Genomic DNA, 25,934 nt, shown 5'->3' with positions numbered 1-25,934 from the left:
TGAAGGCGATGGAATTACCAACAATACAAATATCCGTAGCCAATTTGAGAGAAGTTCTTACAGGTTTGGTTAACGATTATATTCGAATTGAAAAATCAGAAACTGGATTAGCGTATCAACAAAGAAGTAATTTTAAAATGGGGCAAATAAACGTAGTAACATTGCTTTTAGGGGAAGAGTGGAACTTTCATGAAACTGGTCAGTGTTATTATGATTTTCTAAAGTATCTTGTTGAAAAATATAAACTAACAGGTGTGTGGAGAATTGAAGACTTATGGGAACTGAAAAAGAAATAACTCTATTGATCAGTACTTGTAATCTGGGTTATTAAACTGTGCCTATATATAATAGAAGAAACTCGTTTTTTTAAACGAAATTTGTTTAAGGGAGGACTTACTTTTATGCTAAATGATGATGAATTAAGATTATTTGATATGAGTAGTATAAGTTCTGAAATGTTAAAAGAAACATTAGAAAGCTCGAACTTGAGCCTAATGGGTATTTTTATAATCTGTCTATTCCTAATTGCTCTTATATCCATCGGTGCCGGTTTATTTAATCATAAAACAAATAGCTTAGTTTCAAGAATGTCCCCTATATATTTTGGGGCAGCTATTATGGTGCTTGGGGGGGGTTTAGCTGCTATGAATGGTTATATACCTTGGTGATTCAGGGATTTTTGAAAATGATCTGCCTTTAATCAAAAGAATAAAGACCATAAAATCTCTGTTATTCATTCTAGTAACTAAAGTAGGTGATTAATGATGAAACAGGAAGTAGTACAATTAGATCTATTTGATCTTAGCAAGGAAGAAACCATTGAAACTGAACATAATTTACCTAAAAACAGTGAGGGTACAAAAGCAGAAGATGAAGTTATGCAGCTACATGTAGGTGATACGGTAATGATTAAATTGCCTACAGAGAATGAAAATCCAGAATTATACGACTACTTGCATAACTATTTTCCTAACTTAAAGGATAAGAAAGGCGTTATAAGTGATGTGTTGCCATACAAGAGACTCCAATATAAAGTTGTATTTGATATTAAGTCAGAATTAATCGAAGTCATTATGTACCATGCTGAATTGGAGTGGATAGGATAGATAGGATTATTCCTAGACACACGTAATTGAGCCGACATTGGAAATATGAAGCATATGAAAGGAAGAATGATTGTATTAATGCAGCCAAGAACAAGTTTGGAAACTATTATACAATCGGGCAATTATCAATTTCTGAATTTAATGCTCTTGAAGTAATTGATCAAGAGAGTTACTTCGAAAACAGAAAGATTTGAGGAGCTGAATAACCTGAAAGCAATAAGGTTGCAAGGCTATTTTTTATACCCTTTTTATACCCGATTTGAATATGTGAGATACACATAAGGTCTATAAATAAATGATGAAGGAGTTGGTTAGTAGTGGGATACGATATTTTAAAGGCTACGATAGTAGTTTGTTGTGCGATTATGGCAATTGTGGCTTATGCCTTTTATGATCATTTACCGCAAAATTCACAAGTATCACAAATGGAAACATTTGATGTAGGCGAGGCGACTTATATTACGTTTGAAAACAACGGAAAACCATTATCTATTCCAGTATCTGAAATAAAAGGTATTGAACACTCGAATAAAATGTATTCTTATTACGATTATTTCAAAAACAAATATACACTCTATCTAACAGATATAGATTTCAATAAATTAAAACAACAAATTGACTCTAGTGAGAAAACAGAAGGAGTATTGATTATAAACTAATGTTCTTATTGCAAATAAGAAGTGGGAATGGTTGGGAATGAATATTGAAAAAGTATACAATCAAACTCAAAAGTTAAGCGGTCTTTATAAAAATTGGGAGAAACAAGGACTTACTGAGAAACAAAAGAAAATACGATTGAAGGCATTTTAAGATGAAGCCAAAAGGAGAAATTTGCAAGAAGAGGGTTAGCCTTTGAGAGCACCAAACAAGGCTATTTTTTATTTTTGGATGTTACACAATTCGGATAACTAAAATACACGAATAGTTAAATGTTGGTCGTACTTAACTGATAAAGGAGGCATTAATTTTGACGCTATTAGAATCTCAATATGATGGTGGAGCTATAAATAAAACAATATGTGATTTCTGCAATGAAGAACCTGAGAATGGTGTGCTACTCGAAAAACCTAATTCCATTATCGCAAATGGTCGTTTAATTGTTTCACAAAGAAATAAGCCTTTGCATCTTTGCTTGGATTGTTTAGTGAGGGAAACGGAAGAACCTGCACAATATAAAATAATTGAAGTTACAGAGGAAGATAATAGACTGCTTAATGGAATATTAAAGGAGCGATTTTTCAATGAAAACAATAACTATTAAACAACCCTGGGCGACATTGATCGCATTGAGGGAAAAGCAGTTTGAAACACGTAGTTGGCAAACCAAACATAGAGGGCCTCTGGCGATTCATGCTGGTAAATCTGTCGATAAAAATGCCTGCCTTGAACCGTTTATTAAAAATACACTAGCTGCACATGGCTTCCCTTCTTGGGAGCAACTGCCAACAGGCGTGGTAATTGCTACAACGAATTTGGTGGACTGTCATAAGGTAATTAGCGACTATGGAGATCATGCAGTAATGCACACAGGGTTGAAAATCAGTGGTAATGAATATCTCTTCGGCAATTATGAGGAGGATCGTTATGCCTGGGAACTAGATACGATTCATGTCTTAGATGAACCCATACCAGCTAAAGGTAAATTGAGTTTGTGGGAATGGCAACATGAATTGTAATAATTGTTTTGGAAAAGACATGAAGTAATTACATTTTCAAATGTTAGGGGTGACATGATTGGAGAGTTTAACGAATGAACAATTAATTGATCAATACCGATCGGAAGAGAACGCGTTTGTCAAAGAGGATATTAGAAACCAGTTTTTTCGAAAAGAATAGTAAGCTTCCTTTCTATGTAGCAAAAACCTATGAAAGAAACAATCTCCCTACGGACGATCTTGTGGCTCTTGGCAATCTTGGTATGCTAAAGGCTTTCAATACTTTCGATACATCACAGGGATGGAAGTTTGCGACTTATGCTACTAGGTGTATGCATAATGAAATTCTTATGGAACTTAGAAGATCTAAAAAGTGGGATAGTCTAGGCTCGTTGGACGCCCCTGCTTTTGAAGATACAAATGGAGACAAGGGGGTGACGGTGTTAGATTTTGCTTTTGATGAATCTGTAGATATAGAAAAACAATGTGAGAATTCCGAACTCATACGAGTCGTTAAAGAAAAAGGTAAGGAACTGCTATCAGAAAGAGAGTATGAATTTATATTGAATCTTTTAAAGGATGATTCAGTTCCTCAAAAAGAGCTTGCTGATAAATGGAACGTTACTCAATCTTATGTTTCTCGTCTTACAAAAAAAGCACTTCTTACAATTCGTCACATCTTAATGCCTGAAGAAAATAAGCCTATTTCCAAAGAGACTTTAAATAAAAAAATAATCAAGAAGGAGCGGGAGCCGGTTATGGAAGTACAAAACAAAGCTGAATTAGTTCCAAGGAAAACTATTTACGAAAAAGTAAAACATTTATATTTGGACAATCCAAATATATCAGCTTCTGATCTACTAGACGTGTTAGGGGGCAAAAAAACAACTATCCAAACTTATCTAAATAAAGTAAGAAAAGAGCTTAGTAGCCAAAATGTTGCGGATAAAGAGAAAGAGGAATCAATCGTCCTTAGTAATAACACCAGTGGAAATAAAATGTCTTTTGCTAACTCAGTAAATAAAATTGCTTTTAACAACATTTCAATATCAGTAGAGAATACCTCTGTAGATTCACTTCAAAATATTTTTAAGCTTTTAAATGATGTTTTACAAGACTCCGAAAAATATGATTTAGCAATCAGTGTTGTAAAGCATTAATCAGGGGCTTCGATGGAAAAACAGGGGGACATGGTTAATGGAAGTAAACAATGAAGAAAGGGATGAGCTTTATAAATAAATTAATATTACTTACTATGCCTCTTTTACTTTTAGTGGTAAGTGTAGCAATTGCCGATTTTTCCTTAACGGGAATCTTAAATTTAATTACTATTGCGTATCCAGATGTCTATCAGTGGATTGTTAATCAGGCTGAGAACGATTATGTTCGTAGCATATGTATAATAGTTTATTTGGTCATGTTAGCGTGGTTTTCTTTAGCAATCGGTAGTTTTTTATCAAGGATTTGTTATAACTATTTATTGCACGGTAGGACTAAGAAGGGGGATGTGTAACATGGTAGTTTTAAGTTATTTAAGGAAGTTTAATATGTGGGTTGTAATACTGATTATGCTTCGTTTGAGCGTTGACGGAATCTATATGTTTGCAATTGAAATTAGCAAAGGAACAAAAAAAGCAGCTATTGAACAAATTTGGTTCTGTATCTTTTTGGCACAAATGATTGCAATCGGATCATTATTTAACTTCACTTATCCGATCCGTATGTTCAGAAATTCTATTGAAGGATTTTTATTAATCTTAAGTTTTGTTTTATTAGTAAGTTTCTCATTTGCGGGGAACAACCTGTTTACCGCGTATTTGATTTTAATATATGTAGTAATAAGTGTTGTGCTTATCTTTATTGAGAAATTACTTAGGCGCAAACAAAAAACTTATACCATTGGTAACGTGACTTATAACACTGGTAGAAAGGTTGGATTAGGGCAAGGACTTCCCAAAGAAATTAATAAAAAAATAGAAGGTTAAGGGATTTATCAAATAAGCCGAATTAAAGGAGCTATTTAGATGGAAATGAACTATCGTTGTAAAGTTTGCAACCGCTTCTGTATTGAAGGAATGAATGAGCTAGGAATGAATAGATGGGCTAAAGATAGATTGTGTTTTTTCTGTTTTGATAAGCAAGATATAAATAATAATGAGAATCCAGAGGATGGTACTGTACAAAAAGAGCTTATTGGGGATAGGGAGGTTGTTTTACAAGGATTTTGGGATAAAGAAAAAGTGATTGGGCGAATCATTTTAAAACAACTTTTGAAGGAGCAACCCCAATTGTTGCCTCCGTTAACAATTAATTTATTGCAAGAGTTTTTAATGAAGATGGCAAGACGCCCAAGAAAAAATACGTGCGGTATTTACAGTAGTCTTATAAGTCCTAATGCTTATTCATTACCAAAAGACCTTTTAGATTCGGATAATTCATTAGTTGTCGCTTTAAAAGATATATGTGAGAAAGCACGTTCTCAAAAAATAAGTTCAGTAATTGTAATGGTGGATCTAAAAAAAGCAGAACAAGCAATATGGGAGGACAATTCAATCGAATAAGGGTTTCATATTACACCTATTCCCTTCCATACTATACCCTTTATTTAGTTGAAGAAGATTATCATAGAATTTTCAAATCTGTGAATAAAAAAGAAAGAGGTCATTTTGATGAAATGGAAAACTAAAAAGACAATTTATTCAATCTATGCATTTCAAGAAGGCAATTTCGAAGTGATTGTGAAATTTTCTTTTGTAATGTCAGGTCTGTTTCTTATGGGAGCTTTTGGAATAGATTTGCTATCAGTTTTTTTTGGTAGCGGTAAACTTTTCTTTTTTAATGATTTTAATAACTTTACTCTTTTTTCAATGATACCATTGGGTATAATGTTGATATTTCTTTTGGTTTCGTTAGTTTTATACTCTTTTGCTAAACATCATTCAAACAAGTGCTTACCAATAATGAAAAAACTAGAAGTTATTAATGAATTTAAAAATATTACCACTTATAAATATAGTTCTACAGATAAGATACTTTGTGAGATTGAAGCAGCCTATTTTAATGATGAAGAAGAAAATCAGCATCTGAACTTAAAAGATGCTTTGAATGAGCACAATGCAGAAATAGACCATATCTATACAATCGCTAAAAATAGCAAGCAGATCGATGAGAGTATGAAAAAGCTTGCAGTTAAAAGAGCTGATTTTATTATTAGTCTTTTAGAGGCAAGCATTGAAAAGGATAAAGAACAGGTGGAGAGAAATAAAGACCTGGAACTAAAAGCAATAGAAAAAGAATGGAACGAAACTTATAAATGTTCCAAAAGTTAATTTAGAGCATTACAAGAATTAGCAACATCAAATATAAATGTTTACACAAAACAAACGAAGGGAGAAAGAAGTATGCAAAATGATTTAACACAACAAAATAGCTCTTGTTCTTGTGTAGATGGTGTTAGTTCCTCTTTAATAGAGATCGTCCAAAATATGTTAGTGGTACAAGATGAATTAAACATAATGGAACAAATTCTATCAATAATTGAAAAACAAACGGAAGAGAATAATCCTGAATACTTGTTATTCGCAACCGTCTTTCAATACATTGGAAAAATTCATAGTGATTTAGAGAGCCTTCAAGTAATAATGCTAAATTATTCTAATGATATTGTTGACGAATTTTCAGGTGAAGTTTGTAAGGAGCAGGGGAAGCGAACTGATAGTTAGAGGGGTATATCGTTTGATTAGGTATGTTTGCGGCAATAGTCAGTTCTAGTTAAATGAGGTTTTTTCTTGCCTAAATATACACAATTTGTTAATATAATAAAAAAACATACTCAAAATGAGTATGTAAAATAGTATTTTATTTATGACATAGCATTTAAGATCAATTTTTAAGTGAAGTATTTAGCGATCTATAATTGCTGAATCACTTAATATAAAAATTAACATTAGGAGGAATATAACAATGAAAGCAGAAGCATTAAAAATATCTTCACGTAGTAATCCAAACTCAGTTGCAGGTGCACTTGTGGCTGTAATTAGGGAGCAAGGGAATGCAGAAATGCAAGCGGTAGGAGCAGGTGCGTTGAACCAAGCTGTAAAGGCGATAGCAATTGCTCGTGGATTTGTAGCTCCAAGCGGAGATGATTTGGTTTGCTCACCCGCATTTGTGGATATTACAATATCAGGTGATGAACGAACAGCTCTAAAATTGATTGTCGAAAAACGTAAACGTTAATTTTTAGGCATACAGCAACTGTTGAAAAAAAGTTGCTGTTTTCTTTTTTTATTGTTTAAATGAAGTAGTTTAAATCTATTGACTGTCTATATTCTATTCTTCTCTTTCTCTCTATCTTTGATCACATCTGTTAAATTATCAATGCTATCTTTGATATCTTCAATTTTCTTTTCAAATCGCAAAAACAAATACAGTGTTATGATTATTGGAAAACCTACATTGCCAATGGCATTTAACCAATCAAAGCCTTCTATCATGTAATTCCCTCCTTGTTTACACTTCTTATTTAATAAAGAGTACTTGGAGGGGGAAATAGCAACTCACAATGTATTTTTTAAAAAAAGTTGAAAGAATATTAATAACCTAAACGGATTAATTGGCTATTTAAAATGCAAATATTACACATTTTGTTGAACTTAAATACACGTTTTGTTATAATCTAAGTATATCCTTTATCTTTAGGTCGCTTTTCGCGAAAGTCGTCAAATTCTTGTTTCAAGAAAGATTCGGCACAAGTTTTACTAACCTACTCACCTTCTATATGGTGCTCTAGGTGGACGATTTTCGTCATCAAATTGCGCCAGCATAGTAACTATTAGTTTTTATGATTCATGCATTTGTGCTTTTTATAAGTTTGCATTGAATAACTCAAAGTCGATTGTTCCTTGATTTTCAAGGTGGAATCGGCTTTTTTTTGATAAATAATAAAAAAAAGGAGGGAAGGTCCTCTGTATGCTTTTTATACAGGGGGCTATCCCTCTATTTATATAAGCATACAAGGCGAGAGCTATGTTTGAAAAACATCATTGTAAAAATGAAAAAGAGTGTAAAAGAAAGCGTGAAAAGTATGAGGAATTGCAGTCGAAGTTCGCAGCCCTCGGTCAGCAAGAATTAGATGACTTTTTAAATGTCATGGAAGAGGGGAAAGGAGCTATTAGATTTGATAAGCATTTTACAAAACGCTCCTTAGAACGTTCGATTTCAGATTGTAATGTCAAAGAAGTTCTGAACTATGGATGGGTTATTGAGCGAAATAAAACTTCCAAGAGTGTTTCTGTGGTTATATTAGGGTACGTAGGCAAAGAGTACAGACCGTTACATATTGTTTTCGATATTGTCAGTGAAAACTTATGGGTAGCTGTTACTGCTTATGATCCCAAGACACATTATTGGAAATGGAATAACACTTTTAATGGTAGAGTATGCTTCTGTAATTTTGAAGCAGTCTAACAAAATTAAAATAGGTAGGGAAGGATGACAAGTTATGTCTAACCAAAAATTCTTAGTTGCAAAGATGAGTGAACGAGAAAAAACAGTAGCTAAATTAAAAGCAAGTTTGTATTCAATATCTATTGATAATTTAGTTTCCCAAGCGATCAATGAGTACAATTCTGGATCAATTAAAAACATGGTTTGTCACTATTGTAATGAGCAAACGGTTGTCAGTCTGAAAAAGTTTAAGGAATGTCACCACATCATAGCTGGGAAAGAACATGTAATTAAAGTAATGAACTACCCAGTTAACAATTGCTGTATATGTGGTGCCGAATTCGATGATATGAACTTATCGGTTTATACAAACGATCTTGTTCGATATGAAATTCAAAAAGCTTTAAAAAGTAAAGATCCTATTGCAGTTGAAATGGATTTTAACGAGCTTATTAAAATGTGAATTATTACGGTTTCTATAAAACGCGTTTCTTTTAACAGTTCTGTTAATGGCGATGCGTTTTTTATTTTTAAAAAAATGATATGAGAGGATGGTTTTTATGACTATTAAATCTGTTCAAAATATGACGGCTGTCCAAAACATTAATCAAAGTGATATTCTTGGTCATTTGATGTGGTACAGCGTAGGAAAACAGCTTGTGGATGCTACAGAGCTACAACAAAAGTTAGTTCAATCTGGGTTGGAAGAAAGCTGGATGCCTAACAAAATTCGTTCAGTAGATGCCTTTAGACGCGCAACAAAAGAAGTTGAAACTCGCAAATTAACAGACAAGGCTAACATCTACGAGAATTATATTATTCGAGAGGTTTTTGCTGATAACGAAACTGTTCAGCGGAACATCGTTGTTGAAACAGTGGATCAAAATGGTAAGAGGCTTGATTATAATAGCGAAGCGGCTGTGATTACACTGGAAAAGACAAATGATAATGTCTCGTTTGTTACCACAAGTGAACAAACATTAGATATGTGTAAAGATATTGAAAATCGTTTCACTGTCTATAAGGATCATTATTCTGCTCAACAAGTGCGAGTAATGGTAAATAAGATTCTTCAATCGTTGGCACCTGTGCCAGTGCGTCCTAACGGCGGGATCTATTTTATTCCTAATTCACATACAGGACAGCTAAATAAACTAGTTACTTTTACGGGTTCATTAGAAAATAGCGAAGGCTTTAAAATTCCTGTTGTAGATACATTTGATAATAAACAAATGGTCACTCATAAGCTAAATGAGCACTTAGAGAGTATTATATTTCAATGTAAATCCAGCGAAAACTTAAAAAAGTCGCAAGTTAAGGAAATTATAGATGAAGCTAAAGCAGCTGTTGAGGACTACAAAAACTATAAGGGGATTGTAGCCGATCAAGCAGATGTGCTTGAGAATAAAATTAATTTACTTCGATTAGAAGTTAGAAGACTGATTTCTGAATTGGATAATTGAAGAAGGTATTATCTTTTTAAAAATATAAAAATGAAGGGTGTGCGTTTGCATGGTAAAAACAATTTTTTATACAAGAGTGGATAAATCCTATCGTAAGATTAGGGAGTATGTTAAAGAAAATAATATTGATCATGTTGAAAGGAATTTAACATCATCTACTCCACTAAAAAAAGAAGAATTGTATCAAATTTTAAGAAATACAACAGAGGGTGTTGATGAAATTCTTGCGACAAGAGGAAAATTGTATAAAGAGCTAGTTGAAAGTGGATTTAACTTTGAGGATCTAACAATTACCCAATTGTTTGAATTGTTACACCTCTATCCATCTTTAATGAAAAGTCCAATAGTAGTAGGAGAAAGCACTATGTTAGTTGGAACTAATGGCGAAGACTTAGGGGTGCTTCTCAACAGAACACATAAGAAGCAATTATTTGAAAAAGCTTTATTGAGTTCAAAGAAATTAATTGACTGCCCTTCTGTTTCAGAAGCGGTTTAATAAAAATTGAATCCGAGCGTAATAAATTGAGGTCATTTCATATAGAAGGTGAAATGATCTTTTTCTGTTTAAAAATAAAAAATGAAAGAGGTTTTGGAAAAATGACTATTACAACAGCAGCAACTACATTTCAAAAAATGATGGATATACGAACAGCTCTAAACACTAAATTCTTTGAACGTGAGAAAGAAATTGATGCGATTCTTATCGCGCTGCTATCACGTCAGCATGTATTGTTCATTGGTTCTCCTGGCACTGCAAAAAGTGCATTAGCCTCAGAATTATCGAAAATTGTTGAAGGTATGTCCTATTTCCAGTGGTTGCTTACTCGATTCAGCACGCCGGAAGAATTGTTCGGACCATTATCTTTGAAAGATTTAGAACAGGGCGTTTATAAAAGAAATACCACTAAAAAGCTACCAGAAGCACATTTGGCTTTTTTAGATGAAATTTTCAAATCCAATAGTGCAATACTGAATAGTTTATTGACACTAATTAATGAGCGTGTTTTTTACAATAACGGTGGTATTGTCAATACGCCTTTAATTAGTATCGTTGGTTCTTCTAATGAGTATCCAGAGGAAGGTGAAGGGCTAGAAGCATTATTTGACCGCTTTTTGCTTCGCTTTGAAATTGATTATATCGGTGACGATCAAAACTTCATTTCTATGCTTAAAGGAAATGGCCAGAATCAACAAATACCAACAATAACAATAGGTGAATTAACAGACCTTCAATTTTACGCAAATATGATTTCAGTTCCGGAAGAAGTCTATAAGAAATTAGTTGAAATTCGGATGGAGTTGAAAAATGAGGGTATTCGTCCTTCTGACCGTAGATTCAAGCAAAGCATTTCCGTATTACAGGCAAAGGCATTTCTTGAACAACGTCAAGTAGTAGCTGTAGATGATATTGTTTTCTTGGAAAACGCTCTTTGGGAAGAACCTTTACAAAAAGAGATGACTTCTAAAATTGTCCGCAAATTTGCACAAGATTCTGTTATTAGACAATTAGAGGAATATCATGCGGATGCAAAGGAACTCGAAAAGTTGATACAAGATGATAAATCAACTGAAACTCAGTTAGAAGTAACGCAGAAATTAAAAGTTATTATGAATGATATTCAACAGTTAGAAGCGAAGAATCCAGAAAAAATAGCTGTTATTGAAACGATTAAGCTAAAAATTGTTGAGATTCAAAAGAAAGTAGTTAACAGTGTTCTTGATTTTTAAGCTATTCGTAAAAATTCAAAAGAAAAAGGGGCTTATTAAAATGATTTTTAAAAACGTGAACTTAATAACAGAAGTTACTAAAAGTAATACAATAAAAGAGGTTTGTTACGTTTCTACAATATTTAAACAAACTGTCTTTTTAAACGCTGATGAAGACCTTGAAGTAAGGGATCACGAGTATGATATAAATTTAAATATTGATATTCCAGTGCATACCTTTGAATCGTTTATAGGTGTATTGCTGGAGCTTAGAAAAAATTTTAATGTAGCTTGTGCATATTCAAAAGAGATGATTTCTTTTGAAAATCATCCTTCAGACAATGGTCATATAGTAGGTGACAAGAGTTATGCATTTGCTTATTGGGATTCAGTTCATAATAATGTATTGTATTCGAATTATGAGCAAGCTAATGTATTCATGTATTTAACCGAATTTGAACGCTATGCTAATTTATATGTGTGTCATAAGAAGAAATAGTTGATAGATGAAGAAATATCGGATTCGTTCGATATTTCTTCTTTTTTAATAATATGACTGAAAGAGAGGGTTTCCATTATGACGAAACAATTAAGTAAATATAGAGATTACTCTATTTTGAATACTGATAACTTTGATAAAAGACGTTTTGAATCATTGTTAGAAATGTCAAAAGGACTAAAAAAAATAAGTAATACTGCTAAAAAAGAGTTGTATACTTTCGAACCATTACTTAATGATATTTGGGCTAGCTTATATAAAACAAAACCTGAATTAAAAGATGAAGTATCGCAAGAACTTCAAACAAATAAAACGTTTATGGAGCGGATTATGAGTGATGAGAAATTTCAAGAGTATCGTTCATACACTATGTTGGATGAATTAGCTTCTGGGATTGCAACTAAGAACTTTGGTGAAAAAACATACGATTGGATATTACAGCAAAAAGAAGCGAATGAACGGTTCAAAGAATTATTAGAGCAGATTCAACAAATACAGGAGCAGCAAAAGCAGAATAAGAAAGATATATCAAACGAAAAAAACGACCAGGGTGATTCGCAGGGTAATTTAAATGAGCAAATGCAGCAAGCCATGTCTGATTTGAATAAAGAAATTCAAAACTCACTGCAATCCTCAAACGGGGGAGATGGATTTCAACAAGCCATGCAACAGGCTATGTCTGATGCTAAAGATACCACTGATAAGGTTAATGATCTTTTAGGTAGCTCTGCTGGTAAAGGCGATCCGCAATTAAAAAAAGTGCCCTTGAAAGAGAAACTTCAATTAGCTGAATTGCTTTCTAATAATAAAAAGTTAAAGGAAGTTGCGGAATGGGCTGGACGCTTCAAGGCGATTGCTCGTAAAAAGCAAAAGTCAAAACACGATAAAGCTGCTGATCGTAATGGCGTAAGGCTCGGTGATAACATTGAACAATTACTTCCTTCTGAATTAGCGATGTATACTCACCGACTAACAAAACTGGATTTTCTAAGAAGGTATGTTGAAGGTCAAACTATGCAGTACGATCAAAGAGGTAAGGAGGAACTTGGTAAAGGACCGATTATTTGTTGTCTCGATGAATCCAGCAGTATGAAAGGATTAGAGACACAATCTAAAGGTTTTGTACTTGCTCTTATGATGATTGCGAAAAAGCAGAAGAGAGATTTTTGTTTTATTCCTTTTTCCTCACAAGTTGGAAATGTAACAGAATATATACGAGGAAAAATAGCTATTCAAGATATGATTGAATTAGCCAACAATTTCATGCGTGGTGGTACTAACTTTTATCAACCTCTTTCAAAGTCATTAGAGATTATAAATAAAAGTCGTTTTAAACAAGCCGATATTGTTTTCATTACAGATGGAGAAGCACAGGTATCACAAGAATTTTTAGACGTATTTAATTTAGTGAAGGTTGAAAAAGATTTTAATGTGCTTTCGTTGGTTATTTCTCAAAGATCAGAAAGTACAAGCAGTGTAGAGCTTTTTTCTGATAAAATAGTGAATATTAAGGATTTTGTAGATGAAAAAAGTTTCGAAGCATTTGAGATCTAAATACTAATGAAAGGAAAAATCATAGATCGCTTGGATTTGTATAAAATCAAGCGGTCTATGATATAATGGAAGAAACAAATGGAATTGAATATGCATAAGATACTCATAATAAAAGATGAACATGGTGTAGATAGTGTAGGTGATTTTATTGAAGCATTGGCACAACAGTCTGAAACGGATTGGGAAGCTAAAATGCATTTGTTATTCTTAGACCATGCATTTAATCTTTTGAGTACTCAGCCAATAGATAAGTTAACGAATAATAAAACAACAATGACAATAACAATAGATGGACAGAAAAAGAACAAAATCTTATACACTGATAAAGCCTTTAAGGACGGCTCCAATTTATGAATTAAGATACGCATTAAATGGCAATCAACATATTCGATTTCTGTTTTTCCCTTATGTATATGAGGGTCAGTCCAATTATATTTTTGTAAAGTGTTTTATCAAGACCAGAAAACCGCCGTATGATGAAACAGATGATATGAGGGATATGACGTATCAAATGTATTTGAAAGTACGTCAAAATCCACAAAATTATTTGTAAAGGGGATGGTTGAATTGAAAAAAGCTAGAAACTTACTGAATATGACGTCTTCTATTATTAACGAGAAGTTTCCAGAACTTAAAGAAACCAGAGAAGGGTTAGCTCCAATATATGCCAAGATAATCTTTTCAAGAAGGTTAGAAAAAGGATATTCTCAGGAGCAATTAGCAAAGTTAGCGAATGTTGATCCAGAAACTATTTATCGTGTTGAGGGAGGGTATGACAGCCTTCCTACAACTACTTATGATAACCTCTTTCGAACATTGGATTTAAATACAAAAGATATTGCAAAAGCTATGATTGAACTGCAAGCTGCTAACGATGAACTTGCTATAACCCTTTGATAATATTAACCCTTTGCCTATTAAGGCAAGGGGTTTTCATTTCTAAAATTAATAGTGAGAACAACTTAAATAAGCAAATGCTTGTTGGGAAATGCATTATTTGGTACATTATAGAAAATGATACAGTGGGAATGGGGTTATAATATGGGCAAAGTTATTCAATTCAAAACTAGAGAAGAAATTGATCGAGAAAGAAAAAGAAAAATTTTAGATGAATGGAATGAATATCTTGAATGGGAATACGAAACACTGAAAAGAATTCAGGAGGAAAAAGCATCAGATTGAAAGAATAGATAACAGTGGGGTATTTGGAATCCTTAGTTGCTTTGATGATACATAGCGGCAGGTTGGTATTTCATTTTTTTCAACAAGCGTACTGGCTACGAAATGCGTTTATAAATACACGTACACATCATCATAAAGAATACTTAAAATACACTTGCTTTTTACTTACACAAATGTATAATATAAATATGGTTATACATTTGTGTAAAAGGGAGGTGCATGACGTGGAAGAATTAAAACGATTACCTGATGCAGAATTGGAAATAATGCTTATTGTTTGGAAATCAGAAGGGCAAGTGAGTTCTTCATATATTTTAGAACAGTTAAAGAATAAAAGGGGTTGGGTATTACCTACTTTAATGACGGTATTATCAAGGCTTGTGGATAAAGGTTTTCTACAATGCAAAAAAGAAGGACGAAGTAACCGATACAGTGCAGTAATTTCCGAAGCAGATTACAAGGAAAGTGAAGGTAGATCCACACTTGTTAAACTGTTTGATAACTCCATTCAAAATATGGTGATGTCCTTATACAATGGCAAGGCCATTAATAAAAATGACCTTGCAGAACTTCGGGAAATGCTCGATGAAGTAGAAGGGAAAGAACCATGATACTCACAGATTATTTTATGGACTATCTACTTATTTCCTTATCCGTAAGCTTAATTATAGCAGGCTTGTTAATATTCTCTCCTATGTTAAGCAAACATTATTTAGCAAAATGGAAGTATTGGATATGGCTGATTCTAGCAATACGTTTGTTGTTGCCTTTTAATTTTTCATTTGAGAACAGCTTTATAACGATTCAAGTACCCGAAAACGTAACAACCGAACATATATGGCCGAATGCAGCCCCTGTTAAACAGGTAGATACTGAAATAGTAAAGAATGAAAATCAACAGGAAAACAGTGTAAATGAACGAGCGAACACGCCGCATTCTGCCAGCCCGCCTGTATTTGCATCTGGGCAGCAAGCCGATGAAGAAATAAATCAAGTGGTAAATCCCCCTGTAGATTATGAAATCAACCATATGATAAATCAAACCAAAGAACATAAGCTTTCGATGGTGGAAGTTGTTACCTTGATTTGGTGCAGCGGCGCAGTTTTAGTTATGCTATATCACCTTATTGGTTACTATTTGTTCAGAAAACGAGCTTTGCGTTGGAGCAGCTCCATAAAAAGCGAGTATGTCAAATCTGTGGTTGCAAATATAATGACAGAAATGAACATTAAGGCTTCTTTAACAGTGTTGACGAGTGAGATTGCTCCAAATCCAATGCTGATCGGATTTAAAAAGCCATTACTATTGATACCTCACGAAAACTATTCGGGTGAAGAATTGGAATTCATTTTAAAGCATGAACTTGTTCATTACAAAAGGCATGACATGATATATAAATTATTGCTTATCTTAATAAAAGCCATTCACTGGTTTAATCCTTTGGTATGGATCATGGTACGGGAAGCCAGTCGTGAAATTGAGATTTCTTGTGATGATATGGTTGTGCGGGAACAGGGATTGGCATACCGAATAAAATACTGTGAAGCTATGTTGTCTGCGATGCAAAATACAGGCAACGGTTATGCTGCTTTAACGACCCATTTTTCAGGAGGTAAGCGTGACATGAAACTAAGGTTTACAAATATATTGCATCCGAAAAAGAAGCGAAAAGGCATTATACCTCTTTGTACTGTTTTGCTACTGGTTGGAACAATTGCGATATTATCTGCTTGTACGAACATAGTACAAGGTTCTAATGGAGAGAAGAACGAAAATGATGCAAGTCAATCACAGTCGGAAGTTGAAGCTATAGAATTTGAAGATAAAAACATACACTTAGTTAAAGATGCGGAAGATGGTATTCCAGGCTTATTAACAAAGGAAACAGCAACGATTGGAGATGTTCATTTAGGAGATAATAAACAAACGGTTTTCGGCATTTTACAAACACCGGACAAGGTAGAAAAGAATCCTGATAAGGGTGAAAATTCGTGGTACTATTCCAAGTATGAAACAACTTTATTTTTCTATCAAGAAACACCAGACGTTCCGGCTGGAGGAGTAGTTCGTATGATAATTGAAGGGAATTCAGATATGAAGACAAATACTGGACTTGGTATCGGTGATTCTCTGCAAGATATTATAGATGTATATCAGGATATAAATGGAGATACGGAGAAAGAAGGAGTAAGAACCGTTTGGGTAAACGGCAAAGATAAAAGTCCAGAATCCTCCAATCAATATTACCCAACGTTGAAATTTGAACTACAGTCGAATACCATACGCTCTATTGAATTAAGCAATCGAGGCGTTAACCCAGGTCCGTACCACCAGAAACCTTTAACGCTTGCTGACATGAAAATTGGTGACATACAGATAGGGGATTCGAGTAAGAAGTTGGTTGAGAAATATGGTGAACCAAGTCAAAAGACCACAGTTCACGGAATTGGAGATCCGGAATGGATTTATAAAAAACAAGGAATTCAAGTTTCCCTTGAACCTATCTGGGCTGTCGGAGCCATAAATCCGTTTTCGGGAAGCACACCTAGAGGAATTAAAATTGGTAGCACAGAGGAAGAAGTAAAAAAAGCATATCCAGACTTTTCGGTTTCCGACAATTATATTATCCAGCGTTCTACTGACAATGCTTATTACATTAACTTTGATATGGAGAATGGTGTAGTAAAGAGTATCTTTATTGAAAGGGAACTGGTGAGTAGTAAACGTTAACTCCTCACGTTTATATAAATAATACGGAAAAGCCCTTGTCATTCGAACAAGGGCTTTTGGTAATTATGAAAAAATAATGGATTTCGTATTTTAAGAATAAAGATTTGTCATGCCTGGCAAATTTGGGTCATCAAATACTCGATCTTTAAATGCATAAATACAATCGCGATTGACAATTGTATTGTAGAATCCTTCGTATCCGCCAGTAGTTGTCCAAGGTCGCTTACCTGCTTCATTTTTTAGAGTATAAGATGTAGATGAGCAATAGTCTACAGATCCCCAGCTATAATTAGAATAATATCCATTGTACAAAGCTGTTGCAGCTGCATTTAATCCATCATCGTCGAACCCTCCATCAGAGTACGCAAACTGGATATGTGGGTATCCCTCAATAAGAAGTTGAGCGTAAGCCTTCACTCCGTTATTAGGTCCGTTAAATTTTGTTGTGGTTGGAGTATTCTGAGTTGTTCCGCTATAACCACATAGAGCTCTTTGGTTCCCTGGATTCCACCGTGCTTGGAAGTCGGAAACGCTCCAACCTAGTTCAATTCCCCAATGAACAAGTATAAATGCAGGTGGAAGAATTCCGTATTTTGGAGCTTTATAAGTTTGATATGCCACCCATTTTGCAAGGTCTTTAATGGTATATGAATTACCACCATAGGTAACTACTCCGTTAATAAAATTAGTGTGATTAGCTACACAAGCAGCAAGCGGCATAATCTTTTCAGAAGCAGTTTCACCCTTTTCAACTTCTCCTACAGGTACTTTCATTAAACGTACATTTTCCTCGTGGTTACGGCTCATAATCGTCATTCTTATCTCTCCCTTTTTTTATTTTGCAAATTATCTTATTTCTATATACATGATTCACGTTTTACATTTGATTTTGATACTAAACCATGCATGTTAATATAAAATAACCTACATATAATAAAGAGATAGATAGAGATGGTTAGTAAACTCTTCTGCTATTTTTTGTTTCTTCAAATGAGGCGTTTTTATGGAAACTTGCGATTACATTGTATTTGTTAATTTCTCTAGTTGCCTTGTACCAGTAATCAACCGAAGACAAGGAACAAATCATGTAGATGATGACAATTAAACAAGAGGATTCCAATAACAGAAAAAGACTGCCATGGATTTCACCCTCGGCAGTCTTTTAAATTAATCCCAAGAATCAGGGTTAATGGTTAACGAAAACCTTGTCTTGCTCTGAATAAACGTAGTCTATTTATCATGAGGTGCAAGATTGGATAGTGGTACTTCAATTTCCTTTGCAAATTTAATATCATAACCATTCATTATACGTTTATCAACTTCCACATTAAATTTCCCGTCGCCATCCATATCTTTATAAATTATGAATGTTCCTTGAGGATTAGTGGGATTTATAATTGTTACGTTTTCCGAAAATTCACCGTTATCATTGATATGTATTTCACCTTCACTTAGGTAACCATGCCCATCGTCTATTTGGTAAAAAAACTTCGTATCCTTTAACTTATTCAAAGGTCCAATTATTCCACTTACCGTAAATTGCAATTCATCAATCGTTTGCGATTCAGTTGGATGATACATATTAACTGTAAATTGATCTACCAACGTACTATTGTTCTTTTTTTCAACCTCACCCTCTCGCCCTGAACATGCGCTTAAAACCAAAATAAAAATTAAAAAATATATTTTCTTCAATTTTCACCCTCCTAGTTGATTTTTCTTTATATACTCCACTTTATTATTATGATTGGTCAATTCACAATCAAATAGAAAATTGGAGGAGATTACATGCGACTCAAAGGACTCAAAATTTGTGTAGACCCAGGTCATGGCGGTACTGACGTAGGAGCAACAGCAACTTACAATGGAGCAACAATTAAAGAGAAAGATTTCGCTTTAACATTTGCTAAATCTGTTGCAAGTTATCTAGAAAATGATGGTGCAACGGTTTATATGACTAGAACCACAGATAAAAAAGTAGAAGTAAATGATCGATGGGAATATGGTCGAGATAAAGGTGTAGATGCATTTATTAGTATTCATTGGAACTCAGGCGTATCTACAGCCAAAGGAACAGAAACACTTTATGCTGCCACTCGTTCAGGTGATTCCAGTTTTGCACAAGCTCTACAATCTAATGTTGTTAGTTATCTTGGTACAAATGATAGAGGGATAAAAACCGATACCCAAGCAGCCGTTGGATCACTGGGAGTACTACGCTATCCATCGCAAAGTACTTACACATATCCAAGAGCATTAATTGAAGTGGAATTTATTAGTAACCCTACTGCTATGGCTGATTTAGATTATCCCTTCTATGAAGCTTCATTAGATTTTGCAGCAGGAGTTCTAAATGGAGTAAGAGAACACTTCGGCAAGTAAAAGAATTTTAAAACTTTATTACGTTCTTATGTAAATACACAATCATCTAAAAACACCTTTGTTTGATAAAACCTTAGAGATCATATATTTTTTTTGAAAATTCATATGTAGCATATCAATCAAGGTGTTTTTCTGATAAACTTTTTTAACTCGTAATGAGGTAATGAGCATATACATAATTTCACATTTGTGAACTTACTATTAAGATAAACGATAACCCTATTTTTTTCAATGACAAATTATACAAACGTATAAAACCTTCTGGAATTATTAAAAGCAAGGGCTGGCTAATCACATTGTACTTGTTAATTTATCTTCATCAGCCAAGAAGAAGCGTTAACATAAATCGTAAAGCTTCATTAATATATAAGCGTGCTTTAGAACAATAAATAACCGACAAACGAAGTGAATGTAATTGGTATTAGTGAATGTAAAATGAATGTAATTAGTCAAATGAATGTGTTTTGACTAAAAAAAATATATAAATTTATAGAAGGTTGTATAACGAAAACCTTTGAATTACTTAGGAAAAATCCCTGTTTCGACTTTTTGTAGAAGTATATATGAGCCTGTATATCTAAATAACGAAAGAACGTAAAAAACCAGGTCTACGCGGCGCTCGTCGTGCACCTCAGTTCTCAAAACGTTAATATCAGCGTTCTATACAAAGACTCTTTCTACTTTTGTGGAAAGAGTCTTTTTTGTTATTTAGTCATTAGACTAAAGATTGCTTACTCTTATTTCTTATAAAGCTGATGATTGCAAATTCTAGATGCGATGTAACACTGCCAATGACTAGTGTGAACCAGTATGTAGCTGTCCCTTTTTACATAATCATTACTATTTCCGCACAGATTTAAGATATATTAAAAATATTTTCGCATAAGTTTATGTTTTTTTAAGAAATTATTTAGAGGGAGTTTAACATTCCACTTTAATATAGTTCTTGAAGGTACTACAAACCATGCATTTTCTTGAAATTTGTCATTATGGGTTTGGCGTAACTCAAAAATAGAATGTAACAATGGAGGTAAGTAGGTATGAAAAAATTATTGATAGTATCAGTTGCGGCAATGGCACTACTTGCAGCATGTCAAGATAAGGAGCCTGAGAAAGGCAATAGTGAGGAAATAAAAACAGAAAGTGCTGCTCCAACGAAGGACCAAGCAAAGGAGCAATTAACGAAGGGTGAAGAAATGGCCAATATATTAAGTAGTACGAATTGGCAAGGCACAAAAGTATATGATAAAGACAACAATGATTTAACTGCGGAGAATTCTAACTTTATTGGCTTAGCAAAATATGATGCTGAGGCAGGTCATTATGAATTCTTTGACGCTGCTACTGGTGAAAGCCGTGATGATAAAGGGACGTTCTTTATCACAAATGATGGGACACAAAGAATTTTAATTTCTGAATCCAAGAATTATCAAGCTATTGTAGAAATTACAGAGCTAAACGATAGTATCTTTACTTATAAAAGAATGGGCAAAGATGCTGCTGGCAATGAGGTAGAAGTGTTCGTTGAGCATATTCCATATAAAGAAAATGAACTGGCATTTACCGATTCAAATAAAACGCTGAATGCTTCAACAGGTAATATTGTTACAGACGTTGACGGAGATAAGATTTTAGCTGACACATTATGGCACGGAACTGTTGTATTAGATGAAGCAGGTAATGATTTAACAGAGTTTAATTCAAATTTTATCAGCATTGCAAAATATGACGCAAATACAAATAAATATGAGTTCTTCAACCCTGAAACAGGTGAGAGTCGTGGCGACTATGGTTATTTTAATGTCATTCATGGCAATAAAATAAGAGCTCATGTTTCAATTGGTGATAATAAGTATGGCGTTGCTCTTGAAATTACTGAAATCAATGAGAAGAAATTTACGTATAAACGTACAGGTAAAGACAAAGACGGTAATGATATAACTGTATTTGTTGAGCATGAACCTTATAAAGGTGAATTAAACCCTGTATTTACAATGCAATAAAATGATACTTCCTCCTTTATTATAGAAGAAAATCAAAACTCCTAAGTTTATTACTTGGGAGTTTTTTTTACTTTCTGGCATAGTTCATCTACTAATTTCGTACACTAAATGTAAAAGGGTGGTGGATATGGGTGAAGCGCTGGCTTGCACTAGGAGTAATTATGCTTATGAGTATAGTGGTCGTGGCATATGAAACAAATGCTTCGGACCGTAACTTCTTCTTACCAGACCCACTTGGTGGCATCAAAATTGTCATTGATGCAGGGCATGGTGGTGAGGACGGAGGAGCTTCAAAGGGCGAAGTAATTGAAAAGGAAATTACACTTGCAATTGCTCAGCATGTGGAGAAGAAATTAAAGAAAAAAGGCGCAACAGTCGTAATGACGCGAACAAAAAATGGGGATGTGATTGATGAGCATGCGCCGTCAGAAAAATATGGAACTTTAAGAGAGCGGAAAAAGCAGGATATTTTCTTAAGAAAGGATATCGTTGAAAAAGAAAAGCCTGATGTATTTATTACAATTCATGCAAATGCTATACCCGAAACAAAATGGCGTGGTGCACAGGTGTTTTATCATAAGGAAGGACATGCCGATGGCGAAATTCTTGCCAAGAGTATTCAACAATCCATTCGCACTAATCTAAAAAATACAGACCGAGAAGCTTTGTCTATTAAGCAAATTTATTTACTGAAGAAAGTAGAAGTCCCTGCAGCATTAGTAGAGACTGGTTTTATCAGTAATGATGAAGAACGAGCATTATTAATCGATAAGAACTACCAGGAAAAAATGGCAGATGCCATAGTTGAAGGTATAGAAGAGTATTTATTAGCTAAGATTGAGTAGAGCAACATCTACAACGTAAACCATATCAGTATGATATACTAACATTGAGACAATATAAGGGGAGTGTTCGTCGTGATTACTGAACAACAAGTACGAGAAATACTAGGACAACTACAAGATCCATTTTTACATAAATCGCTTGCAGAAACAGATGGTATTACAAACGTAGCAATAAAAGAAGAAAAAAAACATGTTAGTGTAAAAATTGCGATCGCTAAATTAAATACACCTGAACAGCTACAGCTACAAATGAAGGTTGTTGAGGTGTTGAAAGAAGCGGGTGCAAATACGGTTGGCATTCGTTTTGAAGAACTATCAACAGAAAAATTACAAAGCTTCCGTGGCACTGCAACAGAGTCAGAAGCACAAGATATTTTATCTCCACTAAGCACAGTACAAGTGATTTCAATTGCTTCTGGTAAAGGGGGAGTAGGTAAATCTACAGTATCAGTTAACTTAGCTGTTGCTTTAGCTCGTCTAGGAAAGAAGGTCGGATTAATCGACGCCGATATTTATGGCTTTAGTGTGCCCGATATGATGGGTGTGACGGATATGCCTAAAGTAGTTGACAATCGTATTTTCCCAGTAGATCGCTTGGGTGTAAAAATGATTTCAATGGGCTTCTTTGTGGAAAACAACGCACCGATTGTATGGCGTGGTCCAATGCTAGGTAAAGTATTAGATCAGTTTTTCCGTGATGTTGAATGGGGAGAGCTAGACTATCTACTATTAGATTTACCTCCAGGCACAGGTGACGTAGCATTAGATATCCATCAAATGCTACCATCATCAAAAGAAATTGTTGTCACAACACCGCATCCGACAGCAGCATTTGTTGCAGCTCGTGCAGGAGCAATGGCTCTTCAAACAGACCATGAAATTTTAGGTGTTATCGAAAATATGGCTTGGTTTGAATCTAAATCAGGTGATCGAGAATTTGTCTTTGGACAAGGAGGCGGACCTAAGCTAGCTGATGAATTACGTACAGAGCTGCTTGGGCAGATTCCGCTTGGTCAACCCGATTGGACAGAAGAAGATTTTGCTCCGTCTGTTTATGCTGAGAAACATACGACAGGACAAATTTATTTAGACATCGCGACGAAAATCATTGATAAATTAAGTAAATAAATAAAAAACGGATTTCCACCTTTTATGGGGAAATCCGTTTTTAAATTGCTATGGTTACTCAGTACTTTTTTGCTCCTTATCCGATCCGCCATCACTTTCACCACTAGCTTCTTTCTTATCGCCACTTCCTGATGAACCCGTTTCGCCACTCTTTTTAATAAGTTCCTGCCATTTAGATTGCATTAAAGGGCTTTCGATCGTTTCCTTTACCACTTGCTCCATTTGCTTGCGCATATTGGATGATTTTAGGATGGTCTCTAGCTGCTTTTGCATATCGGGTTGCCCAAAAAAGGCCTCCATATCCTTTTGGAAAGTCGGATCTTTTATTAAGTCCTTCATAATATCCTGTTGCTGTTTTTGCATGCTTTTTGCAACAGTTTCTTTAAATTTTGGATCTTCAAAGGTTTTCTTCCAAAAGTCTTCTGCTTCCTTGGAAAGTAATGTTTCCTCAGTAGCCTTTTTCACTTCATCATGCTCTAAAATCAAAAGCTCACGGAAACTTGGCTCCTCCAAAAGCTGTCGCAATGCCTTTTTACCATCCTCTGTTTGCAAAGAGTCAATCATGATTTTTTTTATTTCATCATAGGACATGGTAGAGGTTTTATCTTGTGAACAGGCAGAAAGAAAAAGCATTAGAATCAATAATAAGGTGAATTTTCGCATCGACAATCAGTCCTTTCTCTAGATAGACTCTTTCAATTATTGTTCACATTTCTCGGGACTTTATGTATTGGTTAGGATGAGAAATAGCTTTTTTAACAAGGCATTGATAAAATAAGGACAGATATATTGAGAAATTGGGGGACTTTTAGTTGTGACGATACGAAATTGGGCAAAGTTTTTCTTCTTTGCAATGCTCGTTGGTGGTGCAGTCAACGGAGTTTTTAGTTTATTTATTCGCTGGGAATTTTTCCAACCATACATAGCAAATGGTCAATGGGGCGAATTTTTCGCTGGACTTTTATGGATGGTTTTCTTAGGGTTTACCATGAGTGTTATAGCACAAGCTGGTTTTTTTGCTTATTTAACACTTCATCAAGTAGGTGTTAATATTTTTAGAACACTGACATTATGGAATTGGGTACAGCTATTATTAATTGCCATAACGATTTTCGATATTATATTCTTCCGCTTTATTCCTGGTGTGAAGGATGGACAAAGCTGGTTGTTCTACGTTGGATTATTAATTGTTCTAATATTTGGTGCAATAGCAACAGCTGTTCAAAAAGTAAAATTAACGGGGAAAAAGCATGTAATGATTTCGGCTCTATTCTTTATGATTGTCATTACAACGCTGGAATGGACAATTGCATTAATGGGTCGTGATGAAAATATTAATGAATATGTTGCGCTTTTATTATTCCCATTATTGGCTGTTAATGCGTATCAACTATTAGTATTGCCTAAATATAATGCAAAATCCGATGAAGATCGTCAAAAATTAGAAGCACGCCGCAAAGCTCGTCGTGAACAGGCTAAAAATGCATAAGAAAAAATTGCCTCACTTTAGTGGAGGCAATTTTTTTATGGGGCTTTTTTAGTTTGAACTTTATAACCAAATATATTTTCTTCAATTGACATAAACTTATGTTGTTGTATTAGAGCGTTAAGCTCTTTAAAGGATATTTGATTATTTTGATGGAGTGGGAAAAATACAAAATCACCTTTTTGTAATTTAGGTGTTTTCTCACCCTGCCAAATAAGAGAAGGCGACAGTAAATTCATTTGTTGTTGGAATAAAGATTTCTGTAGATCCTGCGAATATTGATGATTTCGGGTAGCAAACCATAAAGGTTTTTCCTTTAAATACTTTTCATAGGTATTAATATCTTTTTGGATGAGTGCAATGTCAACGGGTTCTTCTATTGAATCATCTGGACCAAGTAGTCCTGTAGGCAATTTTCGTTGTTGTATAATTTTTAAATGTTCGGGTGAACGTTTAATCCAGTCGGTATCTAAAAGTAGAAGAGGATAAGGCTCTTTCACCGTTTGAAGCCATTCTAATAGAGAGTCATCAGAGAAAGAAATCTCTACTATAAGAGATGTGCCATAATGTCCTTTCGTGACCACTACTGGTGCATTCGCAATATTAAATACAGAAATCATCGTTGAGTTTATAGGCTTTAGAAAAGCAAAAAGGATTACGATTAAAAGCAGTGAAATCAACGTTTTGCGGACCATAATAATAACCTCATTTCTAAGATTTTAAATAAAAAATGAATCTCTTTAAAAAA

35 protein-coding genes and 1 pseudogene are annotated in these 25,934 nt (G+C 34.3%); 31 read left to right on the top strand and 5 right to left on the bottom strand.

What is annotated here, in order from left to right; all coding sequences use genetic code 11:
* The first annotated feature begins 8 nt into the window (after positions 1–8).
* The 13 genes from AC6BKE_RS00830 to AC6BKE_RS00770 all read left to right on the top strand — a co-directional run bounded on the left by AC6BKE_RS00830 (position 9) and on the right by AC6BKE_RS00770 (position 6,997).
* Positions 9–296, top strand: a complete 288-nt coding sequence (locus AC6BKE_RS00830) for a hypothetical protein (protein WP_499855516.1) — start codon at positions 9–11, stop codon at positions 294–296.
* A 105-nt stretch (positions 297–401) separates the two neighbouring features.
* A complete protein-coding gene (locus tag AC6BKE_RS00825) occupies positions 402–668 on the top strand; it encodes a hypothetical protein (RefSeq protein WP_499855515.1) in 267 nt (88 codons plus the stop codon).
* Between the two features lie 93 nt (positions 669–761).
* Positions 762–1,106 (top strand): hypothetical protein, encoded by a 345-nt coding sequence (locus AC6BKE_RS00820; RefSeq protein ID WP_499855513.1) that lies wholly within the window; start codon positions 762–764, stop codon positions 1,104–1,106.
* 317 nt (positions 1,107–1,423) lie between these two features.
* Positions 1,424–1,765 (top strand): hypothetical protein, encoded by a 342-nt coding sequence (locus AC6BKE_RS00815; RefSeq protein WP_499855512.1) that lies wholly within the window; start codon positions 1,424–1,426, stop codon positions 1,763–1,765.
* A gap of 308 nt (positions 1,766–2,073) precedes the next feature.
* Positions 2,074–2,367 carry a hypothetical protein gene (locus AC6BKE_RS00810; protein WP_499855510.1) on the top strand — a complete coding sequence of 98 codons (294 nt, stop codon included), beginning with the start codon at positions 2,074–2,076 and terminating at the stop codon, positions 2,365–2,367.
* Positions 2,348–2,782 carry an ASCH domain-containing protein gene (locus AC6BKE_RS00805; protein WP_499855509.1) on the top strand — a complete coding sequence of 145 codons (435 nt, stop codon included), beginning with the start codon at positions 2,348–2,350 and terminating at the stop codon, positions 2,780–2,782. Before AC6BKE_RS00810 ends, AC6BKE_RS00805 begins: the two co-directional genes overlap by 20 nt.
* Positions 2,783–2,898: 116 nt before the next feature.
* Positions 2,899–3,921: a sigma-70 family RNA polymerase sigma factor gene (locus tag AC6BKE_RS00800; protein ID WP_499855507.1), complete on the top strand. Its 1,023-nt coding sequence runs from the start codon at positions 2,899–2,901 to the stop codon at positions 3,919–3,921.
* 50 nt (positions 3,922–3,971) lie between these two features.
* Positions 3,972–4,274 carry a hypothetical protein gene (locus tag AC6BKE_RS00795; protein ID WP_499855505.1) on the top strand — a complete coding sequence of 101 codons (303 nt, stop codon included), beginning with the start codon at positions 3,972–3,974 and terminating at the stop codon, positions 4,272–4,274.
* 1 nt (position 4,275) lies between these two features.
* Positions 4,276–4,746 (top strand): hypothetical protein, encoded by a 471-nt coding sequence (locus AC6BKE_RS00790; protein ID WP_499855503.1) that lies wholly within the window; start codon positions 4,276–4,278, stop codon positions 4,744–4,746.
* A 39-nt stretch (positions 4,747–4,785) separates the two neighbouring features.
* A complete protein-coding gene (locus AC6BKE_RS00785) occupies positions 4,786–5,322 on the top strand; it encodes a hypothetical protein (protein WP_499855501.1) in 537 nt (178 codons plus the stop codon).
* A gap of 108 nt (positions 5,323–5,430) precedes the next feature.
* Complete coding sequence (locus tag AC6BKE_RS00780; RefSeq protein WP_499855500.1) at positions 5,431–6,090, top strand: hypothetical protein; 660 nt, start codon at positions 5,431–5,433, stop codon at positions 6,088–6,090.
* Positions 6,091–6,162: 72 nt separating this feature from the next.
* On the top strand, positions 6,163–6,483 hold the full coding sequence (locus AC6BKE_RS00775; RefSeq protein WP_499855499.1) for a hypothetical protein: 321 nt from the start codon (positions 6,163–6,165) through the stop codon (positions 6,481–6,483).
* A gap of 241 nt (positions 6,484–6,724) precedes the next feature.
* A complete protein-coding gene (locus AC6BKE_RS00770; RefSeq protein ID WP_499855498.1) occupies positions 6,725–6,997 on the top strand; it encodes a stage V sporulation protein S in 273 nt (90 codons plus the stop codon).
* Positions 6,998–7,083: 86 nt separating this feature from the next.
* On the opposite strand, the gene AC6BKE_RS00765 is transcribed toward AC6BKE_RS00770, so the two are convergent.
* The gene (locus AC6BKE_RS00765) at positions 7,084–7,254 is read right to left on the bottom strand and encodes a YvrJ family protein (protein WP_499855497.1); all 171 of its coding nucleotides are present in this window, start codon (positions 7,252–7,254) and stop codon (positions 7,084–7,086) included.
* 532 nt (positions 7,255–7,786) lie between these two features.
* Between AC6BKE_RS00765 and AC6BKE_RS00760 the strand changes: the two genes are divergently transcribed.
* The 12 genes from AC6BKE_RS00760 (at position 7,787) to AC6BKE_RS00705 (ending at position 17,342) form a co-directional block, all read left to right on the top strand.
* A complete protein-coding gene (locus tag AC6BKE_RS00760) occupies positions 7,787–8,227 on the top strand; it encodes a DUF4258 domain-containing protein (RefSeq protein ID WP_499855496.1) in 441 nt (146 codons plus the stop codon).
* 34 nt (positions 8,228–8,261) lie between these two features.
* Positions 8,262–8,669, top strand: coding sequence for a hypothetical protein (locus AC6BKE_RS00755; RefSeq protein WP_499855495.1), 408 nt, complete (start codon positions 8,262–8,264; stop codon positions 8,667–8,669).
* A 97-nt stretch (positions 8,670–8,766) separates the two neighbouring features.
* Positions 8,767–9,669 carry a DUF6744 family protein gene (locus tag AC6BKE_RS00750; protein ID WP_499855494.1) on the top strand — a complete coding sequence of 301 codons (903 nt, stop codon included), beginning with the start codon at positions 8,767–8,769 and terminating at the stop codon, positions 9,667–9,669.
* A 49-nt stretch (positions 9,670–9,718) separates the two neighbouring features.
* Positions 9,719–10,165: an ArsC/Spx/MgsR family protein gene (locus tag AC6BKE_RS00745; RefSeq protein ID WP_499855493.1), complete on the top strand. Its 447-nt coding sequence runs from the start codon at positions 9,719–9,721 to the stop codon at positions 10,163–10,165.
* Positions 10,166–10,266: 101 nt separating this feature from the next.
* A complete protein-coding gene (locus AC6BKE_RS00740) occupies positions 10,267–11,397 on the top strand; it encodes an AAA family ATPase (protein ID WP_499855491.1) in 1,131 nt (376 codons plus the stop codon).
* Between the two features lie 40 nt (positions 11,398–11,437).
* The gene (locus tag AC6BKE_RS00735) at positions 11,438–11,875 is read left to right on the top strand and encodes a hypothetical protein (RefSeq protein WP_499855490.1); all 438 of its coding nucleotides are present in this window, start codon (positions 11,438–11,440) and stop codon (positions 11,873–11,875) included.
* A 78-nt stretch (positions 11,876–11,953) separates the two neighbouring features.
* Entirely contained in the window at positions 11,954–13,429 is a 1,476-nt protein-coding gene (locus tag AC6BKE_RS00730) for a VWA domain-containing protein (RefSeq protein ID WP_499855489.1), read from the top strand.
* A 90-nt stretch (positions 13,430–13,519) separates the two neighbouring features.
* Positions 13,520–13,783 (top strand): hypothetical protein, encoded by a 264-nt coding sequence (locus AC6BKE_RS00725; protein ID WP_499855488.1) that lies wholly within the window; start codon positions 13,520–13,522, stop codon positions 13,781–13,783.
* 213 nt (positions 13,784–13,996) lie between these two features.
* On the top strand, positions 13,997–14,326 hold the full coding sequence (locus tag AC6BKE_RS00720) for a helix-turn-helix domain-containing protein (RefSeq protein WP_499855487.1): 330 nt from the start codon (positions 13,997–13,999) through the stop codon (positions 14,324–14,326).
* A 144-nt stretch (positions 14,327–14,470) separates the two neighbouring features.
* Positions 14,471–14,611, top strand: a complete 141-nt coding sequence (locus tag AC6BKE_RS00715) for a hypothetical protein (protein WP_499855485.1) — start codon at positions 14,471–14,473, stop codon at positions 14,609–14,611.
* Between the two features lie 224 nt (positions 14,612–14,835).
* Positions 14,836–15,222: a BlaI/MecI/CopY family transcriptional regulator gene (locus AC6BKE_RS00710; protein WP_499855483.1), complete on the top strand. Its 387-nt coding sequence runs from the start codon at positions 14,836–14,838 to the stop codon at positions 15,220–15,222.
* Positions 15,219–17,342 (top strand): M56 family metallopeptidase, encoded by a 2,124-nt coding sequence (locus tag AC6BKE_RS00705; RefSeq protein WP_499855481.1) that lies wholly within the window; start codon positions 15,219–15,221, stop codon positions 17,340–17,342. The genes AC6BKE_RS00710 and AC6BKE_RS00705 overlap by 4 nt, the downstream gene beginning before the upstream one ends.
* Before the next feature lie 90 nt (positions 17,343–17,432).
* Here AC6BKE_RS00705 and AC6BKE_RS00700 read toward each other — a convergent pair whose 3' ends face one another.
* Together AC6BKE_RS00700 and AC6BKE_RS00695 are read right to left on the bottom strand one after the other, a co-directional pair.
* Entirely contained in the window at positions 17,433–18,158 is a 726-nt protein-coding gene (locus AC6BKE_RS00700) for a hypothetical protein (protein ID WP_499855479.1), read from the bottom strand.
* A gap of 414 nt (positions 18,159–18,572) precedes the next feature.
* Positions 18,573–19,037, bottom strand: coding sequence for a hypothetical protein (locus AC6BKE_RS00695; protein WP_499855477.1), 465 nt, complete (start codon positions 19,035–19,037; stop codon positions 18,573–18,575).
* A 93-nt stretch (positions 19,038–19,130) separates the two neighbouring features.
* Here AC6BKE_RS00695 and AC6BKE_RS00690 point away from each other — a divergent pair, with 93 nt between their 5' ends.
* From AC6BKE_RS00690 to salA, 5 genes and pseudogenes are all read left to right on the top strand, one after another.
* Positions 19,131–19,724 carry an N-acetylmuramoyl-L-alanine amidase family protein gene (locus AC6BKE_RS00690; RefSeq protein WP_499855475.1) on the top strand — a complete coding sequence of 198 codons (594 nt, stop codon included), beginning with the start codon at positions 19,131–19,133 and terminating at the stop codon, positions 19,722–19,724.
* 581 nt (positions 19,725–20,305) lie between these two features.
* Positions 20,306–20,374, top strand: coding sequence for a 30S ribosomal protein S9 (rpsI, locus tag AC6BKE_RS00685; RefSeq protein WP_499855923.1), 69 nt, complete (start codon positions 20,306–20,308; stop codon positions 20,372–20,374).
* A 528-nt stretch (positions 20,375–20,902) separates the two neighbouring features.
* A pseudogene (locus AC6BKE_RS00680) lies at positions 20,903–21,727 on the top strand (DUF4822 domain-containing protein); the annotation flags it as partial.
* 131 nt (positions 21,728–21,858) lie between these two features.
* Positions 21,859–22,572 (top strand): N-acetylmuramoyl-L-alanine amidase, encoded by a 714-nt coding sequence (locus AC6BKE_RS00675; protein ID WP_036129063.1) that lies wholly within the window; start codon positions 21,859–21,861, stop codon positions 22,570–22,572.
* Positions 22,573–22,644: 72 nt separating this feature from the next.
* On the top strand, positions 22,645–23,700 hold the full coding sequence (gene salA, locus AC6BKE_RS00670) for an iron-sulfur carrier protein/transcriptional regulator SalA (RefSeq protein WP_499855474.1): 1,056 nt from the start codon (positions 22,645–22,647) through the stop codon (positions 23,698–23,700).
* 54 nt (positions 23,701–23,754) lie between these two features.
* Here the strand turns inward: salA and gerD are convergent, their stop codons facing one another.
* Positions 23,755–24,363, bottom strand: coding sequence for a spore germination lipoprotein GerD (gerD, locus tag AC6BKE_RS00665; protein WP_036129059.1), 609 nt, complete (start codon positions 24,361–24,363; stop codon positions 23,755–23,757).
* Between the two features lie 151 nt (positions 24,364–24,514).
* Here gerD and AC6BKE_RS00660 point away from each other — a divergent pair, with 151 nt between their 5' ends.
* Positions 24,515–25,189: a KinB-signaling pathway activation protein gene (locus AC6BKE_RS00660; RefSeq protein WP_009374014.1), complete on the top strand. Its 675-nt coding sequence runs from the start codon at positions 24,515–24,517 to the stop codon at positions 25,187–25,189.
* A gap of 35 nt (positions 25,190–25,224) precedes the next feature.
* Here the strand turns inward: AC6BKE_RS00660 and AC6BKE_RS00655 are convergent, their stop codons facing one another.
* Positions 25,225–25,881, bottom strand: a complete 657-nt coding sequence (locus AC6BKE_RS00655) for a hypothetical protein (RefSeq protein ID WP_499855471.1) — start codon at positions 25,879–25,881, stop codon at positions 25,225–25,227.
* Positions 25,882–25,934 lie beyond the last annotated feature (53 nt).

The sequence above is a fragment of the Lysinibacillus sp. COL-1 genome, from assembly GCF_059814265.1.
Note: the sequence above shows the minus strand (reverse complement) of the source record. Positions and strands in the feature narration are given on the sequence as shown.

Coding starts and splice junctions, on each gene's coding strand:
- gerD (WP_036129059.1), bottom strand. CDS start 24,363: ATGCGAAAATTCACCTTATTATTGATTCTAATGCTTTTTCTTTCTGCC.
- AC6BKE_RS00820 (WP_499855513.1), top strand. CDS start 762: ATGATGAAACAGGAAGTAGTACAATTAGATCTATTTGATCTTAGCAAG.
- AC6BKE_RS00830 (WP_499855516.1), top strand. CDS start 9: ATGGAATTACCAACAATACAAATATCCGTAGCCAATTTGAGAGAAGTT.
- AC6BKE_RS00655 (WP_499855471.1), bottom strand. CDS start 25,881: ATGGTCCGCAAAACGTTGATTTCACTGCTTTTAATCGTAATCCTTTTT.
- AC6BKE_RS00825 (WP_499855515.1), top strand. CDS start 402: ATGCTAAATGATGATGAATTAAGATTATTTGATATGAGTAGTATAAGT.
- AC6BKE_RS00770 (WP_499855498.1), top strand. CDS start 6,725: ATGAAAGCAGAAGCATTAAAAATATCTTCACGTAGTAATCCAAACTCA.
- AC6BKE_RS00790 (WP_499855503.1), top strand. CDS start 4,276: ATGGTAGTTTTAAGTTATTTAAGGAAGTTTAATATGTGGGTTGTAATA.
- AC6BKE_RS00705 (WP_499855481.1), top strand. CDS start 15,219: ATGATACTCACAGATTATTTTATGGACTATCTACTTATTTCCTTATCC.
- AC6BKE_RS00750 (WP_499855494.1), top strand. CDS start 8,767: ATGACTATTAAATCTGTTCAAAATATGACGGCTGTCCAAAACATTAAT.
- AC6BKE_RS00775 (WP_499855499.1), top strand. CDS start 6,163: ATGCAAAATGATTTAACACAACAAAATAGCTCTTGTTCTTGTGTAGAT.
- AC6BKE_RS00755 (WP_499855495.1), top strand. CDS start 8,262: ATGTCTAACCAAAAATTCTTAGTTGCAAAGATGAGTGAACGAGAAAAA.
- AC6BKE_RS00780 (WP_499855500.1), top strand. CDS start 5,431: ATGAAATGGAAAACTAAAAAGACAATTTATTCAATCTATGCATTTCAA.
- AC6BKE_RS00730 (WP_499855489.1), top strand. CDS start 11,954: ATGACGAAACAATTAAGTAAATATAGAGATTACTCTATTTTGAATACT.
- AC6BKE_RS00735 (WP_499855490.1), top strand. CDS start 11,438: ATGATTTTTAAAAACGTGAACTTAATAACAGAAGTTACTAAAAGTAAT.
- AC6BKE_RS00725 (WP_499855488.1), top strand. CDS start 13,520: ATGCATAAGATACTCATAATAAAAGATGAACATGGTGTAGATAGTGTA.
- AC6BKE_RS00765 (WP_499855497.1), bottom strand. CDS start 7,254: ATGATAGAAGGCTTTGATTGGTTAAATGCCATTGGCAATGTAGGTTTT.
- AC6BKE_RS00785 (WP_499855501.1), top strand. CDS start 4,786: ATGGAAATGAACTATCGTTGTAAAGTTTGCAACCGCTTCTGTATTGAA.
- AC6BKE_RS00795 (WP_499855505.1), top strand. CDS start 3,972: ATGAAGAAAGGGATGAGCTTTATAAATAAATTAATATTACTTACTATG.
- AC6BKE_RS00805 (WP_499855509.1), top strand. CDS start 2,348: ATGAAAACAATAACTATTAAACAACCCTGGGCGACATTGATCGCATTG.
- AC6BKE_RS00700 (WP_499855479.1), bottom strand. CDS start 18,158: ATGACGATTATGAGCCGTAACCACGAGGAAAATGTACGTTTAATGAAA.
- AC6BKE_RS00745 (WP_499855493.1), top strand. CDS start 9,719: ATGGTAAAAACAATTTTTTATACAAGAGTGGATAAATCCTATCGTAAG.
- AC6BKE_RS00715 (WP_499855485.1), top strand. CDS start 14,471: ATGGGCAAAGTTATTCAATTCAAAACTAGAGAAGAAATTGATCGAGAA.
- AC6BKE_RS00690 (WP_499855475.1), top strand. CDS start 19,131: ATGCGACTCAAAGGACTCAAAATTTGTGTAGACCCAGGTCATGGCGGT.
- AC6BKE_RS00760 (WP_499855496.1), top strand. CDS start 7,787: ATGTTTGAAAAACATCATTGTAAAAATGAAAAAGAGTGTAAAAGAAAG.
- AC6BKE_RS00740 (WP_499855491.1), top strand. CDS start 10,267: ATGACTATTACAACAGCAGCAACTACATTTCAAAAAATGATGGATATA.